We start from the raw sequence: 15,772 nt of genomic DNA on the forward strand, positions 1-15,772 counted from the left end.
GCGCAGTATAAAGGTAAATATAAGAAAAGCTTTAGAGCGCCGCATGATTTCTGCAACCAGCTCTTTGCTTGCCAGTTTGATGAGGTAATGTGGATTGCCGATCAAACTGACGGGTAAAGAGCTTTTTGTTTTGGACGAAATCATTTTAAATTTGGTATAATGAGAATAAGTATGCTGCTAAGAAAAAATAAGAGAGATACAACATGTACAATAATAGATCTGAGGAGGTTGCACGATATGATTAAGGTCATTCCATCCGAAGCACGTTCCAGCTTTGACAGGGGCTGGCTGCGCGGCAGTCACAGTTTTTCCTTTGGTGAATATCAGGATTCCGACAATACAGCGTTTGGACCGATGCGGGTAGCTAATGATGATGTTATCGCACCAGGTCGCGGTTTTGGGGCACATCCACACAGTGATATGGAGATTGTATCCATCGTGCTGCATGGCAAGCTGAGACATGAGGACAGTCTGGGTAACGTTGCTGTAACAGGCTTTGGCAGCATTCAGCGCATGTCCGCAGGAAGCGGAGTCATTCATACGGAGCATAATGCCTCAGATACCGAGGAGGTAAGACTTCTCCAGCTGTGGTTTATGCCGCATACGAAAGGGCTGGAGCCTTCCTACGAAACGACTTCGTTTGATATAGCGGCCTTGGAAGGTGCTCTTGTGCCTGTAGCCTCCTCCGATGGTGGGCCGCGGGTTGCCACGGTTCATCAAGACATGACGATTTATCTTGGGCGATTATCCAAGGGCAAGACGCTTGAGTATGAGCAAAAAGAAGGGCGCCGCATGTACATTTTCTCCATCGAGGGCAAGCTCGGTTTGCAGCATGAACATGTGCTGCATCCAGGAGATACGGCACGTGTGGAGCAGACCTCTTCCATGAAGCTGGAAGGGCTTGAAGACACTTTTTATATGCTGATTGATCTGCCTTAATAAAAGAAGACGAACTCCACTTCAAGATCCAAGGAGGAACGATGCGTATGGCGCAGCAGGAATGGTTTATGGTAAAACACGGAGTGACCGGGCGTGGACTGGCGAACAGCAAAATGGATGCAGGTCTGTCTTATCGCTTTCAGCAGGATGGAACGGGATTCCTGTTTACAGTTTCGGGACTGGACGAGCAGACCGTTGCGAAGATTATCGAGCTGAGGCAGGAATTAAACGTATTTCGATTCGTTCAGCGTAAAGACCGCCCTCTGACGAAGCACTGGTATTATGTCGATGGCGATCGCGTAAAATATGACAGCGAGCGGCATACACTTACGATCTATGCCAAGTCAGAAATTCAATATGTACCTGAGGATTATTTTGCAGACTAACACAGACATGGAATGGCCGCATGGTCTATTGTGCGTTCAACCTACTGCATGAGACTTCCATCACTTCGATCTGTAAGCCTTCCTTCATGGGAGGCTTATTTTTTTGTATTAAAAACCACATAATTCCCTGTCTTATGGCACAAGCTACCTCGTATAAAAACATGAATGGAGGGGCGGCATATGGCAGGTAAAACATCATCAGACGGTGGTAAGTCCAAAGCTTCAGGAGCATCCTCCGACAGCAGCAGACATATACCCTTGGGACTGCCGTCCCCGCCTATTCTGAAGCAGCCAATTAGTGGAGTTCATACGACTCAGATTCAGGCATTAAAAGAAATATTCTCGGAATGTTCCGACGTAGTATTCCGCAATGTTATGATCACACCGGAGGTGCAGGGACTCCTCGTATACGTCGAGGGCATCGTGAATTCGGCAGATATTCAGGAGCATATGCTGCGTCCGCTTATTCGGGGACTGATTCAGCAGCGAACAGACGAGCCGGATGTGCCGATTGATGATACACGGATTGAATTAACACAGGTAAAGCGAGTTCAGACCTGGGCCGCTGCGACAGAGGGCGTGCTTGCCTCATCGGCGTTACTGGTCATGGATGGAGAAGCTGAAGCATGGCTTTTCAATGTCAAGGGCGGTATAAGAAGGGGCGTAGAAGAGCCGCAGACGGAATCGGTCATCCGCGGACCCCGGGAGGGATTCACGGAGACGCTCCGCATGAATACAGCTTTACTGCGGTTCAAGCTGAAGACACCTGCACTCAAAATGGTGAGTATGACACTGGGCTCCGATACGAAAACAGATGTTGTTTTGGTCTACCTGGAAGGAGTCGCCGATCCCAAATTGATTCAGGACGCCAAGAAACGTCTCGAAAAAATTGAAATTGACGGTATTTTGGAGAGTGGTTACATTGAGGAGCTCATTGAAGATCATCCTTATTCTCCTTTTCCGCAGCTGCACTACTCGGAGCGTCCAGATACGGTTGCTGCAAACCTGCTGGAAGGTCGATTCTCCATCATGGTGGACGGGACACCGTTTGCATTGATTGCACCTGTGACCATGTGGCAGATGCTGCAGGCAAGCGAGGATTACTATGAGCGGTTTTTCATTACGAATCTGATTCGCTGGATTCGCTTTTTGTTCGTAGCGATTGCTCTGTTCCTGCCAGCTCTGTATATCGCGGTTACAACCTATCATCAGGACATGCTTCCAACCACACTGATTCTCAGTATTGCCGGTGCCCGTGAAGCTATTCCTTTCCCGGCGCTGATCGAAGCGCTCATTATGGAATTATCCTTTGAAGCGCTTCGAGAGGCCGGGGTCAGGCTGCCCAAGACGGTGGGGCAAGCGGTCAGCATTCTCGGTGCCCTGGTGATCGGCCAAGCTGCCGTACAGGCAGGTATTGTGTCTGCCCCAATGGTTATCATCGTGTCGATGACGGGCATAGCTTCCTTCACTATTCCGCGCTTTAACTTTGCCATTACCGTAAGGCTGCTGCGGTTTCCGATCATGCTTCTGGCAGGCATGTTAGGGTTATACGGCATAGTCATTGGTCTGGTACTCATCTCCGTGCATCTGACACAGATGACATCATTTGGTGTACCATATCTGTCTGGTTTAAGTCCGTACAGCAAGAAGGATACCAAAGATATTTTGGTCCGGGTGCCTTGGTGGAAAATGATCAATCGCCCTTCGACTGTACATCGGGACCGCAAACGTATGACCAGAGATATTAATGGTTCGCCGGAAGCTGAGGAAGGATGGTGATTCCATGCAGGTTCTTATCAAATACAGAGCTGTGATTGCGCTGATTCTGTGTACTTCCATGCTAGCAGGCTGCTGGGATCGCGAAGAGATCAATGACATTGCCTTTGTTATCGGCATTGCCGTTGATAAAGAAGAGGAGAACTACAGAGCAAGCCTGCAAATTGCTCTTCCAGGACAGTCAGGTGCATCAGGCAGTGAGGGTGGTGGCGGGGGGACCAGTGGTGATAAGTCATGGTTCCTGCTCTCGAACACGGGTCCAACGCTGCGGGAAACAACACTTGCAGGTCAGAAATCATTGTCTCGCAAAATTTATTATGCGCATCGCCGAACCATCCTCATTGGAGAGGAGCTTGCCCGGGAAGGTGTGGCCTCGATGCTGGATTTACTCACGCGGTATCCGCTCAACCGGTTATCGGCAATGCCTGTCGTCACTCGGGGTGAAGCTTATAAAGTCATTGATACGGATGCTCCCATTGAGAAATTCCCTTCAGAGATGGTGCGAGAGTTATGTTTCCTGAATATGCGAAATCCGCGTTCTCTCAAAACATTTATCGACTCCATTCTGAGCGAGGGTATTGATCCTTTTCTGCCTATTGCTTCGGTTTCGGACAGCGTACCGAAAGATTGGAAAGACTCCAAGACCAATATCAAGCTGGATGGTCTGGCTATTTTCAAAAAAGATAAACTTGTAGGCATGATGGATAAGGAACCAGCAGATGCTCTGATTCTGGCGATGGGTGAAGCGAATGCACCTGAAGTTTTGATCAAGGCCCCTCGAGGGAAAGGGGATTTGTTTATCAAGCTGAACGAGAACAATGCTTCGCTTCACCCTCATATAGAGAATGGGAAGGTGAGTATAACCATTGAACTCTATGCCAAAGGGGTATTGGTCGACAACGAATCCAATTATGGGGATCGGCAGGAGAAGGAGATTCTTAATATTAATGAGGCTGTTCACCAGAAGCTCAAAGAGGATATTGAAGAAGGGGTCCATCTGGTACAGAAGAAGTTCAAAGCGGACATTCTCGGTATGGGCAGATCAATTCATCAGCAGCGGCCAAAGGAGTGGAAGAAGATTAAGGATCGTTGGGATGTTCTCTATCCGGACGTCAAGGTGAATGTAGAGCCCCATGTCATCATTGAGAATGTTGGCGTTGTCAATAAACCGATCGGGGTCGTGGAGGAGGACATTGTGCATGATTAAACCGCTTCTGTTCACATATTTAGCGATGGTTGTTGGCGCGCTTATCATGGATTTTCGTCATCTGAAACAGGCAGCCCCGATTAATCGCTGGTTGTCTTACGGTTTAATGGCCATAGGGATTGGTATCTGGTTGTATGTAACTGCATTGAGCACGAAGACGTTTTTTGTAACGGTATGGATCAGTCATGTGATCCAGCGTCTGCTGCCGCTGCCCGGATGAAGTGCAGTATGATTGCTTAACATGCAGAAGGTATGCGCAGGAAAGGAGGGGACAGGATGAGTCAGAAAGTAACCCACCGACAAATGGTATTGATCATTATGCTGCTCAGTATTACAGGTACGCTGCTTCAACCTCATGCTCAGGCCATTTTTTATGCAGAACAGCATGCTTATCTCTGTTACGTACCGGTTGTTCTGATTATGTTTACATCGATGTGGATGCTCAGCCGTGTCCAGCGGCGTTTTCCAGACAAGGATTTGTTTGAGTCGCTGGCGGAGCGCTTCCCCTTCCTCGGGAGAGTAACGGGGTTTCTATACATCACGTTTTTCTTCTTTGTACTTGCCAGAGATATACGGCTAACAGGGGATTATGTAAGTATCACGTTACTTGAAACAACACCTATATCGATAATCGTGCTTTCTTTGATTGTCATGGCCGTTTTTATCGTTAGGGGAGGTCTCGGTTCCCTAATCGGTATGGTGGAGTTATATGTGACTCTATTTGTGTTAAACTCCATCATCGTTCCGTTTATGCTGATTCAGCAGATCAATCTGGATAATTTGAAGCCCTATCTCGATGTTGACCTCGCGGGAGTGGGGACAGGAAGCTGGTATATCTTTTCATTTTATGGTGAGATGATTGCCCTGCCTTTTGTGGTAAGAGGTAGTGACTTTCGCGTGAAGTCAATTCTTTCGGGTACTATTGTTACGGGATTGCTGCTGATGCTGATTGTTGTAGAAACGATTGCTTCAATCGGTGTACCCATTGCTTCAAGACTTGTATATCCATCGTATGAGCTGGCAAGACAGCTGCAGATCAGTGACTTCCTGGATCGGTTTGATCTGGCGCTTGCTGCCGCAACGCTGCCTTGTATTATTACCAAGATTGCATTTGACCTGTATTTTGTATGCTGGGGATTAAAACGAATGATTCCGAAGGTGTCTGGTAAAGTATTAACTGGACCGATTGCGCTGCTGGGTTTTGTATGTGCCTTTTGGTTTTTCCGCAATGCGGTTCAGCTCAATCGCTTTACTCGAGAGTGGACGTGGATTGCGATCGTGTTCGAGGTGTTATTCCCAATTGTATTGTTTCTTTTCCTTCGTCCGCGCAAGAAGGATGCACAGCATGTCCCGGATTCCGGGTCCGAAGAACGTGCGTCCAGAGACAAACAGCGCAAAGAGGATGAGAAGCAGCAGGCACACGCTGAACCGGATCACTCTGAAGAAAAGTCCGGGGAAAAGAAGGGGAAAACATCACATGGTGGCGGTAATCTGCAGCCTTCCTGATGAAAACTATAAAAAATCGTTATAGCCAAGAGCCCGGAATGAAAGCAGATATGGTTTCCCTCCGTACAAGCAGCCTGTATACTGTAGTCAGACTGATGAACATTCGGCTGATTTGAACGGAGGGGACAGGTATGGCGCAGCATTTGGCAGGGGTAAGAGTAGCATTAACCGGACCGCGAAAGTCCAAAGAGATGTCTTTATTAGTAGAAAAAATGGGTGGAGTCCCTCTTGTGCGTCCTGCACAAGGAACGGTATTTCTGGATGACCGCAGCATCAGGGATGGATTGGTCTCCTGGATTTCCAATCCGCCGGATTGGGCTGTGTTTACAACCGGTATGGGACTGGATGCCTTGTTTGACATGGCGGAGGATATGGATGTGGCCGGGCAGTTTCGGAATGTGCTGTCTGAATCGAATGTCGCAGCCAGAGGATACAAAACGGTAAATGCACTTCGGAAGCTGAAGTTAACACCTTTGGTACGAGACGATGATGGCAGTACGGACGGATTGATTCGTGAGTTCGGCTCGCATGATCTCTCAGGTAAAAAGGTGATGCTGCAGCTGCACGGAGAAACGGCCCCCAAGCTGGTCCACTGGCTGGAAGAGCAGGGAGCCGTCGTACGCCAAGTGCTGCCTTATCGTCACGTACCACCGGAAGAAGCTGCGTTGAAGCAGCTTTTGGATGAAGTCCTTCGGCATGAGCTGCATGCCGTAGCTTTTACAAGTGGTCCGCAAGTTCGATTTTTAACGGAATATGCCGCTTCTCAAGGAAAGCTGGAGCAGATGCTGAAGGCCTTCAGGGAAGGTGTAGTTCCGGCTTCCGTCGGTAAAGTGACCGCAAATGCGATGCGTGAGGAAGGCATTGAAGCACTCGTTGTACCGGAGGAAGAGAAGATGGGTGCACTTATTGTTGAACTGGGGCGTTATTTTGCTGCTAATCCGGTTGGTGTCCGGGGGGAGTCTTAGAGGGAGCTCTGGCGGGAATGAGTTGAGAGCAGCAGCGTATACGGAGGCAGGAAGGCACGTCAGATCACTGGATGAAGAAAACGTAAACGCGTGGAGAGTTAACGCTGCAGGAAAAAACAGAAGCTTGTTATACAGGATACATAAAGGTTCTGGTCCGTTTGGCGGATCAGGATCTTTTTTCATTTTTATCCGAAAATCAAGATATGGACAATATTCATTATCGTGGACATTTTTTCCTGACCGATGGTATGATGAAATCAATATGAAAGCAGCAAGGTGCTCTTGCGTAAAGCAAGAGGTAACAGGGAATCGGGTGCAAGTCCCGAGCGGTCCCGCCACTGTAATGGTGAAGCGCTTTTCAATAAACGTCACTCGGAAAACGGGGAAGACAGAAAAGAAAGCTGATGATCCAAAGCCAGGAGACCTACCTTGCATGTGTCACCAAACCCTTCGCGGAAAGGAGTGGTGTACGATAAATTCGGAAAGGGACAAACATCAGTTTGTCCTGAAAGGCCTTATATGGGCTGTTTTGGTCGTGTGTACCTCCTTTTTTGGGGGATTCATGCGTTCGTTTCCTGAGTTTAAGTACATGCGTATCTCATCCGTGAACAGGATGAGATTTTTTTGTTTTTCGGACAGCAAACAGCTTCAGGATCAGGCGAAAAATGAGGAGTACCATCAGCATGAAGTCAGGAATACCGCATATCACGGGGAACTTGCTGCCTGTAATCAAGAGAGGAAGTTCTTATCAATAAAGTTAACATTTTAGATAAATAGGCTGAGATGTAAACCGCGTGACGAGTGGAATGAGGGAGGAAGAGATATGCAAAAGCAAGGCAAACTGCTGATTATCGGGTTCGGCCCGGGTGCGATGGAGCATATAACGAAACGGGCACTGGATGCACTGCAGGAAAGCGAGGTTATTATCGGATACAACACTTATGTGGATCTGATTCGCCCACTGCTGAATGGACAAGCCATTGTACGTACGGGCATGACCGAGGAAGTCAGCCGGGCACAGGAAGCGGTGAGACAGGCGGAAGCAGGTAACATTGTGGCCGTAATCTCCAGTGGAGATGCAGGGGTATACGGCATGGCTGGACTTGTCTACGAGGTTCTGATGGAGCAGGGCTGGAAGCCGGACACAGGCGTAGCCGTTGAGGTTATTCCCGGCGTGTCAGCTGTTCAGTCCTGCGCTTCCCTGCTGGGTGCACCCGTAATGCACGATGCGTGTACGATCAGTCTCAGCGACCATTTGACACCATGGGATACGATTATTCGCCGGGTTGAAGCGGCAGCAGCGGCTGATTTTGTCATTGCTCTGTACAATCCCCGCAGTGGACGCCGTACACGCCAGATTGTGGAGACGCAGGAGATGCTGCTTCGTTACCGTGATCCCAAGACACCGGTGGGTCTGGTCAAAAGTGCGTATCGGGAACGTCAGGATGTGGTCCTGACGACACTGGAAGATATGCTGCATCACGATATCGGTATGTTGACTACCGTAATTATCGGCAATTCCTCAACCATGATGTACGAAGGACTCATGGTCACTCCGCGCGGATATCAGCGGAAGTATACGCTGAACTCCGCGGAACAGCCGCTCAGACCTCATGAGCGGCTGCGCACCGAAGCCGAGCCATGGTCGCTCGGCGCACAAGAAGCCCGCGCTGCCGCCTCCGGCGAGGCAGCGGGCGATAGCGCGGCCCGCGATGCGCAGGCCGCGCTAACGGCGGAGCCAGCCCTGCACGGCGCGAGCGCCGGAGCGGGCACGGCTCCGCAAGGGCAGCCGCCCGCTGGTGCATGGGCGGCGACCCCGCCTGCAGCAAGCCCGGCGCGCGGTGCCGGCACCGCCGTGCTTGCTGCATCGCGGTCCGTGCCCGCGGCGGCAGAAGCCGCACCGCGCGCCGCTGCTGCTGCGCCGCGTGCCGGCGCTGCCGAGCTTGCTGCCGAGGCGCTGACGCGGCTCGCGGCAGGCGGTGCGCTCGGGGGCGAAGCGGCAGGCCGCTGGCTGGACGCGGCGGCGTCAGGCCCGGCGGCCGTGGCGGCGCATCGCGCTGACGGCGCTCGGCGGTTGGCACCCCAGCTCGGCCCGTGCCGGGACGCAAGGCGCCGCTCTTCGAGGTCGGCGTAGCGCCCGGCGTGGGCAACAAAAAGTTCACCGCCGTCCAGATGGCCCTGCTGGCGCAGTGCGCAAGCGAGGACGGCGAGCTGGAGTATACGCCGGAGCACCAGATCATTCTGAGGGTGCCGACGTTTGAACCGGATGCGCTGGTGGAGCAGCTGCGTGCAGCGAATTTTATCGTTGTTCCCATCGGTGATGTCATCAAGGTCAAAGCCTGTGATTTCTGCAATCTGGAGAAAGATGATGCCGTTCCGATGGCTAACCATCTTCAGGACGTGATTGGCGGATTATCTGCTCCGAAGGAAACCAGTGTAGCGCTGAACGGTTGCGGTATGGCTTGTTACGGCGCGGTGCTGGAGGATATTGGTATCGTTTACCGCAAAGGCGGATACGATCTGTTCCTTGGCGGCAAAAAGTTTGGGCGCAACGCACATCCGGCCCAACCTGTAGCCGAGGGTATTCCCGGTGATGAAATTGGCGGCATCGTAGAACGCATCGTGGCGGAGTACAAGGCAAAGGGCCATCCGAACGAGCGCTTTCACAAGTTTTTCAAACGTGTAGGGGTTATTCAGGGCTTCCGCCATGTGGATGCACCAGTCACCGTCGAAGTGAATCCGGTATGCGGAGATTAAGTGAACGAAGATAGATGATACAGGTCGATCAAACGCGCTGCCGATCCTTGATCAGACTGAATCGCGGCCTATAGCGCTAACGATTCTCAGAAGCCTTATATCGCGGAAAAGGGCATGTTTGAAAATGTAACGATCCGTAGGAACGCTATTTCATTAAAACCCAGCCCAAGTTGGTGTAAAAGGCATCATTTTGGTGAAATAACGTCTCCTGAGATCGTTAGAATTCCAGCGAGTATAAATTACTCCAAATAACGTTATCTGGGATCGTTAGCGCCGAGTTGTGAGCGTAGTAGGCATTAAGTAAGTGAGATGGTTAGCGTGTGGTTGATGTTGATAGATGATGGTTACATGAAAAATCTGATCTGTGGATCGGACAGCGGAGGAGATAAGAAGATGGATGCCATTTTGTTGGTGGGACACGGGAGCCGTGATCCTGAGGGAAACCGTGAGTTAAAGGAGTTTGCGCGTGGGGTTGCCGAGCAGGCACCAGAGAACACGCTGGTGGAGACCTGTTTTCTGGAGTTAACGAGACCGAGTATTGCTGATGGTGTGACAGCTTGTGTAGACAGAGGTGCGACGCGTGTTGTACTGGTGCCGATCATTTTGTTTGCAGCCGGTCATGCCAAGATTGACATTCCGAATGCCATTGACCGTGCCAAAGCACGTTATCCTCAGGTGCAGTTTATATACGGACGCCCGATTGGCGTACATGAAAAAGTGGTGCAGATTATGCAAACTCGCCTGCAGGAGGCACAGCCTGTGCGGGCTGCAGCTCAAGGTGAAGGTGAAACAGATACAGCAGCTGCAGTAGCCGCTCCGCCTGCTGCGTTGAGCGTAACGGATGAAGAGACAGCCGTGCTTGTGTTGGGACGGGGGAGCAGTGACCCGGATGCGAACAGTGACTTTTTCAAAATGACCCGTATGCTGTGGGAGAAGCTTCCGTATAGATGGGCGGAAAGCAGTTTTATCGGGGTTACCCAGCCTTCTTTCCCGGATGGCTTGGAGCGCTGCCTGCTGCTTGGTGCGAAAAAAATTATTGTCATGCCGTACTTCCTCTTTACCGGTGTGCTGATTAAACGCATTGACGAGATGACGGCTGAATTTGCAGCTGCACATCCAGACATTCAGGTCGAAATTGGTGGTTATTTCGGTTTCCATCCAAAGTTGGTCGAGCTTGTGCTGGAGCGTGCTCACGAGGGATTGTACGGGCGTGTGGCAGCGAACTGCGACAACTGCCAATTCCGACTTGAAGCGGCCAAACACCATCATCACCATCACGACCACGACCATGGGCATGACCACGATGAACATGATCATCACCATCATGATCACGATCACCACCACGAAGATCAACATGTCCACAGTCATGATGAGCATACTCATCACAACCATGACCATAGTCACGACCACGAACATGAGCATACAGAACAGGGTTCCGTCCACCATGAGGCATCGCTTGATTTCCATCATGACCATGATGGAGAGATGCACCACACACATCACGAGCGTGAGGTCAACCGGAACAGCGGGCAGCGGGCAGCGCAGGAGCCCGTTCATGTACAGCCAGATACGTCCTCTGTTCACGCACAGGCCGCAGCGGCTTCAGAGCAGGTGAAGCATTCATGATTTTCATGTTGTGCGGCACCAGTGATGCACGGGAACTTGCGCTTCAAATCCGGCAGCAGGGCTATGACGTATTAACCTCCGTTGTGACGGATAGCGCGGCCCAAAGTCTGGCGGAAGCCGGACTGTCTGTGCGGACAGGCCGATTGACGGTAGAGGCGATGGTGCAGCTGATCCGTGAAAAAAACACCTCTGTCTTTGTGGATGCAAGTCATCCTTTTGCCGAAGAAGCACATGCGAATGCTATGGAAGCCGCGAAACAGGCGGGCATCCCTTACATTCGTTACGAACGAACCGGGCTTGTTTACGATGACCATGAACTACTGCATGTCGTGTCATCTTATGATGAAGCAGCGCTCAAAGCCAAAGAGCTGAAAGGTTCCGTGATGCTGACAACAGGCAGCAAAACGCTGCAAATCTTCACCAAGCACCTGCTCGGTGATCCGGATATACGACTTGTTGCACGCATGCTCCCCCGTCTCGACAATATGGAGAAATGCGCTGAGCTGGGCGTAGAGCAGCGCAATATTATTGCGATGCAGGGACCCTTTTCCCGAGAAATGAACGAAGCACTGTACAAGCACTATGCAGCAACGGTGATGGTTACCAAGGAAAGCGGCAAAACCGGGGCCGTGGACGAGAAAATCCAGTCTGCACTGGAACTGGGGATTCATGTTGTGCTGATCTCACGTCCAGAGGCGGAGTTTGGCACGGTATTTGATCACTATGACGGTATACTAAACGAGCTGAACGAGATGCTGAGGCAGTCATTTCTCCGATAGGCCTAATTTGAATAGTGCAGCTTTGAAGTGCCTGATAGAAAGCAGCAGACTCGGATGTAATGTTCGTTTCGTAATTTATTTCAGGCCGTGTTTCAAATCAATATTTGACAAGGAGTGATTGAGTCGATGGACTTCAAAACGGAGTTTAAACCGCTGACCGTGCAGCCGCAGGAGATTGAGGGTAAAAGTTTTGAAATGATTACGGAGGAACTGGGCGAGCACCCGTTTACCGATGAGCAGTACCCAGTCGTACAGCGTGTCATTCACGCTTCGGCTGATTTCGAGCTGGGCCGCAGCATGGTATTTCACCCTGACGCGATCCAGGCAGGTATCACCGCGCTGCGCGCAGGCCAATCGGTTATTGCTGACGTGCAGATGATTCAGGCGGGTGTGAGCAAGGACCGTATTCGCGGATTTGGCGGCGATGTGCATGTGCATATTTCCGACCCGGACGTGATGGAAGAGGCGAAACGTCTCAACACCACTCGTGCCATCATCTCGACGCGCAAAGCAACCCAAATGTATGAGGGGGGCATCTACGCCATCGGTAACGCACCCACCGCGCTGCTGGAGCTGATTCGTCTTGTTAAAGAGGGCGAGGCCAAGCCAGGGCTGATTATCGGCATGCCGGTAGGTTTTGTATCCGCTGCCGAGTCGAAGGACGAGCTGCGCAAGCTGGACATTCCGTTCATCACCAACATCGGCCGCAAAGGCGGCAGTACAATCGTTGTGGCTGCCCTTAACGCGATCTCGTTGATGGCTGTGAAGACATAGATCTGTGTGGGAGTAATAAGGAGGTTTGCCTCGATCGACCAGTGAGGTCGAAAGAAATCTAACTGATCTGATTTAAGTCTGGTTAGCGAGCCGTGCCGAATCCTAATGAGAACTGGAATAGTCTTCACGAAGGGCTATGTCCGAATCTGTTAAAGTCCAGCAACTTCTAACGATCACCAGGAAGCTTATTTTGCGTAAAATCAGCCTTTTGAAATTGTAACGATCCTGAGGGACGTTATTTGGCTGAAACTCGTCCAGAAGTGCCGAAAATGACCCATTATTGGTGAAATAGCGTCTCCTGAGATCGTTAGAAATCCAGCGAGGTCAAATTAGTCCAAATAACGTCATCTGTGATCGTTAGCGCGTACTTGTGGCATGGGCGGATCTTATGTAACTGAGATGGTTTGCGTGCGTGCCATTAGTAGGTATAGGTCTAGTCCAGCAACTTCTAATAATTTCCAATGGTTAGCGCCCAGTTACTAGCGTCATATTTGCTGAGTACACCGAGAAATTGATTAACCAACAATTCATACAAGACTAACCATCAATCCATAATCAACAATCAACATGAACCATCAGTAAATATAAGCGCACGAACAAACAAGCAAATCAAAGGACGGGAGGTTCAAAGCCATGGAAAAGAAGCGCATGAAAAGCGGAGAAGTACCAGACCCCGACAAACCGATGCGTTCCGGCTTTACGACGGGGGCGTGTGCGACAGCGGTTGCTAAAGGAGCAACGCAGCTCCTGTTAACGGGACATATCCCTGTGCAAGCCGTGGTTTCCTTGCCCGCCGGCTTTGACCACTCGTTCGAGCTGATCGAGCAGGGACTGATGGCGGACGGCACGGCAACCTGTGCCACGATCAAAGATGCCGGGGACGACCCGGACGCTACCCATTTGGCGAAGATCATCGCACATGTGTCCTGGAAGGACGAGCCGGGGGTGGAGCTGGATGGAGGCATCGGTGTGGGTCGCGTCACGAAGCCCGGTCTTCCCGTGCCTGTAGGCGAAGCGGCGATCAATCCCGTGCCGCGCCGTATGATTACCGAAGCGGTGACTCAGGTCCTGACTGAACATGGTACTGCCAGAGGGGTGCGGGTGGTGATCAGCGTACCGGACGGCGAAGAGATTGCGAAGAAAACGCTCAATGCACGGCTTGGCATTCTTGGAGGCATCTCCATTTTGGGCACACGAGGCGTGGTCGTTCCGTTCTCTACTTCGGCATACAAAGCCAGTGTGGTGCAGGCCATTTCCGTTGCGCAGGCTTCGGGGTGTCAGCACATTGTGCTGACAACAGGCGGCAGCAGTGAGAAGTATGCCATGAAAATGATGCCTGAACTGCCGGAGGAAGCCTTTATTCAAATGGGTGACTTTGTTGGCTTTGCGATCAAACACGGGAAACGGCTCGGCATGAAACGCATCAGTCTGGTCGGGATGCCGGGTAAATTTGCCAAAGTCGCGCAAGGGGTCATGATGGTGCATTCCAAAAGTGCGCCGGTGGATTTTGGATTTCTTGCGTCCGTGGCTCGCGAGACCGGGGCTGGCGATGAACTGGCGCAAGCGATCGAGGAAGCCAACACGGCGACTCAGGTGGCGGATATGATGACCGAAGCGGGATACTTGCCTTATTTTGAGAAGTTATGCCTGTACGCCTGTCAGCACTGTTTGGAACATGCGGGCGGCGGCGTAACGGTGGAAGTGGTGCTTGTCACTATGAAAGGAATGGAACTGGGGAGGGCGGAAATCAGTGAACTCGAACACAACAACTGGAGCAAAGAATCGTAACATCCGCATTATTGGCGTGGGCGAAGAGGGTGCAGCCGGACTTACGGCAGACAGCCTGAATCTCATTCAGGAGGCAGATGTGCTGGTAGGAGGCGAGCGCCTGCTGCAATTTTTCCCGGCGTTTGCGGGAGAGAAGCTGGTGATTAAGAGCAGTTTGAACGACCTCGTTATGAAAATAAAAGCGCTGCGGGACTCGCACAACATCGTTGTGCTTGCCTCGGGAGACCCGCTGTTTTACGGCATCGCCGGGTATTTCGCACGTAAACTCGGCCCGGATCAGCTGGACATCCGGCCTAATCTCAGTTCGCTGCAGCTGGCGTTCGCAAGGCTTGGCGAGAGCTGGCATGACGCCGTGCTCGAAAGCGTGCACGGCCGCCCGCTCAAAGGCCTCGCCCAGCGCATCGATGGCAAAGCCAAAATCGCGCTGCTCACGGACGAGCATAACAGCCCCGCTGCGATCGGGGCATACCTGCAGCAGTTCGGCATGACCGAGTATGATGCCTACGCTGCAGAAAACCTGGGCGCGGCAGATGAGCGTGCCCGCCATTACACCCTGGACGAGCTGGCAGCGGCTGAGTGCAGCCCGCTGAACGTCGTCATTTTGCTGCGCCGCAAGGATGCACCGGCGCCGCGCAAAGGCTTCGGGTTTGCCGATGAGGAATTCCATCAGCGCAAACCCGAAAAGGGCCTCATCACCAAGCGTGAAGTCCGCGCGTTCAGCTTATCCGAGCTGAACCTGGGCGAGGACAGCATCGTGTGGGATATCGGCGCAGGCTCAGGTTCGGTGGCGGTGGAGTGCACCCGGCTGGCGCCGCGGGGGCAGGTCTTCGCCATCGAAAAGAACGAAGGTGACCTCGTGAACATCGAGGCCAACCGCATCAAATTCCGGACGGATTTTACCGTCCTTCATGCCAAAGCACCAGCGGGGCTGGACGAACTGCCGGATCCCGATGCGGTGTTCATTGGCGGCAGCGGCGGTGAACTCGCGCAGCTGATCGCCCTATGTGCGTCCCGCCTGCGCCCTGAGGGACGCATCGTGGTGAATGCAGCGACCATCGAAACGCTGCATGACAGCATGAAGGCGATGCGCGATGCAGGCATGGACGCCTCCGTGACCTTGCTGCAGACGGCGCGGAGCAAGCCGATCCTGAACATGACCCGTTTTGACGGACTGAATCCAATCTATGTTATTACAGGACAATATACAGCTGCAGGAGAAGCGGAAACGGTAAACGGAGCAGAGTAGCTCGACAGGGAAAGAAAAAGGGG

General features: G+C 51.9%; 12 protein-coding genes, 1 pseudogene and 1 riboswitch. All 13 genes and pseudogenes read left to right on the top strand.

The window, feature by feature from the left end:
* The first annotated feature begins 237 nt into the window (after positions 1–237).
* Entirely contained in the window at positions 238–939 is a 702-nt protein-coding gene (locus ABXS70_RS28540; RefSeq protein WP_366292780.1) for a pirin family protein, read from the top strand.
* 47 nt (positions 940–986) lie between these two features.
* Positions 987–1,325: a hypothetical protein gene (locus ABXS70_RS28545; RefSeq protein WP_342553171.1), complete on the top strand. Its 339-nt coding sequence runs from the start codon at positions 987–989 to the stop codon at positions 1,323–1,325.
* Between the two features lie 180 nt (positions 1,326–1,505).
* Entirely contained in the window at positions 1,506–3,104 is a 1,599-nt protein-coding gene (locus ABXS70_RS28550; RefSeq protein ID WP_366292783.1) for a spore germination protein, read from the top strand.
* A gap of 4 nt (positions 3,105–3,108) precedes the next feature.
* Positions 3,109–4,308 carry a Ger(x)C family spore germination protein gene (locus ABXS70_RS28555; protein ID WP_342553169.1) on the top strand — a complete coding sequence of 400 codons (1,200 nt, stop codon included), beginning with the start codon at positions 3,109–3,111 and terminating at the stop codon, positions 4,306–4,308.
* Positions 4,301–4,528, top strand: a complete 228-nt coding sequence (locus ABXS70_RS28560; protein WP_342553168.1) for a hypothetical protein — start codon at positions 4,301–4,303, stop codon at positions 4,526–4,528. Before ABXS70_RS28555 ends, ABXS70_RS28560 begins: the two co-directional genes overlap by 8 nt.
* A gap of 56 nt (positions 4,529–4,584) precedes the next feature.
* On the top strand, positions 4,585–5,814 hold the full coding sequence (locus ABXS70_RS28565; protein ID WP_342553167.1) for an endospore germination permease: 1,230 nt from the start codon (positions 4,585–4,587) through the stop codon (positions 5,812–5,814).
* 131 nt (positions 5,815–5,945) lie between these two features.
* The gene (locus ABXS70_RS28570; protein ID WP_342553166.1) at positions 5,946–6,779 is read left to right on the top strand and encodes a uroporphyrinogen-III synthase; all 834 of its coding nucleotides are present in this window, start codon (positions 5,946–5,948) and stop codon (positions 6,777–6,779) included.
* Positions 6,780–7,036: 257 nt separating this feature from the next.
* Positions 7,037–7,226, top strand: a riboswitch (cobalamin riboswitch).
* 376 nt (positions 7,227–7,602) lie between these two features.
* A pseudogene (gene cobJ / locus ABXS70_RS28575) lies at positions 7,603–9,536 on the top strand (precorrin-3B C(17)-methyltransferase).
* 393 nt (positions 9,537–9,929) lie between these two features.
* A complete protein-coding gene (locus tag ABXS70_RS28580; protein ID WP_366292787.1) occupies positions 9,930–11,162 on the top strand; it encodes a sirohydrochlorin chelatase in 1,233 nt (410 codons plus the stop codon).
* Entirely contained in the window at positions 11,159–11,941 is a 783-nt protein-coding gene (cobK, locus tag ABXS70_RS28585; protein ID WP_366292790.1) for a precorrin-6A reductase, read from the top strand. The genes ABXS70_RS28580 and cobK overlap by 4 nt, the downstream gene beginning before the upstream one ends.
* Before the next feature lie 126 nt (positions 11,942–12,067).
* The gene (locus ABXS70_RS28590; RefSeq protein WP_366292793.1) at positions 12,068–12,715 is read left to right on the top strand and encodes a precorrin-8X methylmutase; all 648 of its coding nucleotides are present in this window, start codon (positions 12,068–12,070) and stop codon (positions 12,713–12,715) included.
* A gap of 633 nt (positions 12,716–13,348) precedes the next feature.
* On the top strand, positions 13,349–14,503 hold the full coding sequence (locus ABXS70_RS28595) for a cobalt-precorrin-5B (C(1))-methyltransferase (RefSeq protein WP_342553161.1): 1,155 nt from the start codon (positions 13,349–13,351) through the stop codon (positions 14,501–14,503).
* Positions 14,466–15,749 carry a precorrin-6y C5,15-methyltransferase (decarboxylating) subunit CbiE gene (cbiE, locus tag ABXS70_RS28600; protein ID WP_342553160.1) on the top strand — a complete coding sequence of 428 codons (1,284 nt, stop codon included), beginning with the start codon at positions 14,466–14,468 and terminating at the stop codon, positions 15,747–15,749. The genes ABXS70_RS28595 and cbiE overlap by 38 nt, the downstream gene beginning before the upstream one ends.
* The last annotated feature ends 23 nt before the right edge of the window (positions 15,750–15,772 follow it).

This window comes from Paenibacillus sp. AN1007, from assembly GCF_040702995.1.
Classification (GTDB): domain Bacteria; phylum Bacillota; class Bacilli; order Paenibacillales; family Paenibacillaceae; genus Paenibacillus.

Excerpts from the sequence above, each read along its gene's own strand:
- ABXS70_RS28540 (WP_366292780.1), top strand. The coding sequence starts at position 238 with ATGATTAAGGTCATTCCATCCGAAGCACGTTCCAGCTTTGACAGGGGC.
- ABXS70_RS28545 (WP_342553171.1), top strand. The coding sequence starts at position 987 with ATGGCGCAGCAGGAATGGTTTATGGTAAAACACGGAGTGACCGGGCGT.
- ABXS70_RS28550 (WP_366292783.1), top strand. The coding sequence starts at position 1,506 with ATGGCAGGTAAAACATCATCAGACGGTGGTAAGTCCAAAGCTTCAGGA.
- ABXS70_RS28555 (WP_342553169.1), top strand. The coding sequence starts at position 3,109 with ATGCAGGTTCTTATCAAATACAGAGCTGTGATTGCGCTGATTCTGTGT.
- ABXS70_RS28560 (WP_342553168.1), top strand. The coding sequence starts at position 4,301 with ATGATTAAACCGCTTCTGTTCACATATTTAGCGATGGTTGTTGGCGCG.
- ABXS70_RS28565 (WP_342553167.1), top strand. The coding sequence starts at position 4,585 with ATGAGTCAGAAAGTAACCCACCGACAAATGGTATTGATCATTATGCTG.
- ABXS70_RS28570 (WP_342553166.1), top strand. The coding sequence starts at position 5,946 with ATGGCGCAGCATTTGGCAGGGGTAAGAGTAGCATTAACCGGACCGCGA.
- ABXS70_RS28580 (WP_366292787.1), top strand. The coding sequence starts at position 9,930 with ATGGATGCCATTTTGTTGGTGGGACACGGGAGCCGTGATCCTGAGGGA.
- cobK (WP_366292790.1), top strand. The coding sequence starts at position 11,159 with ATGATTTTCATGTTGTGCGGCACCAGTGATGCACGGGAACTTGCGCTT.
- ABXS70_RS28590 (WP_366292793.1), top strand. The coding sequence starts at position 12,068 with ATGGACTTCAAAACGGAGTTTAAACCGCTGACCGTGCAGCCGCAGGAG.
- ABXS70_RS28595 (WP_342553161.1), top strand. The coding sequence starts at position 13,349 with ATGGAAAAGAAGCGCATGAAAAGCGGAGAAGTACCAGACCCCGACAAA.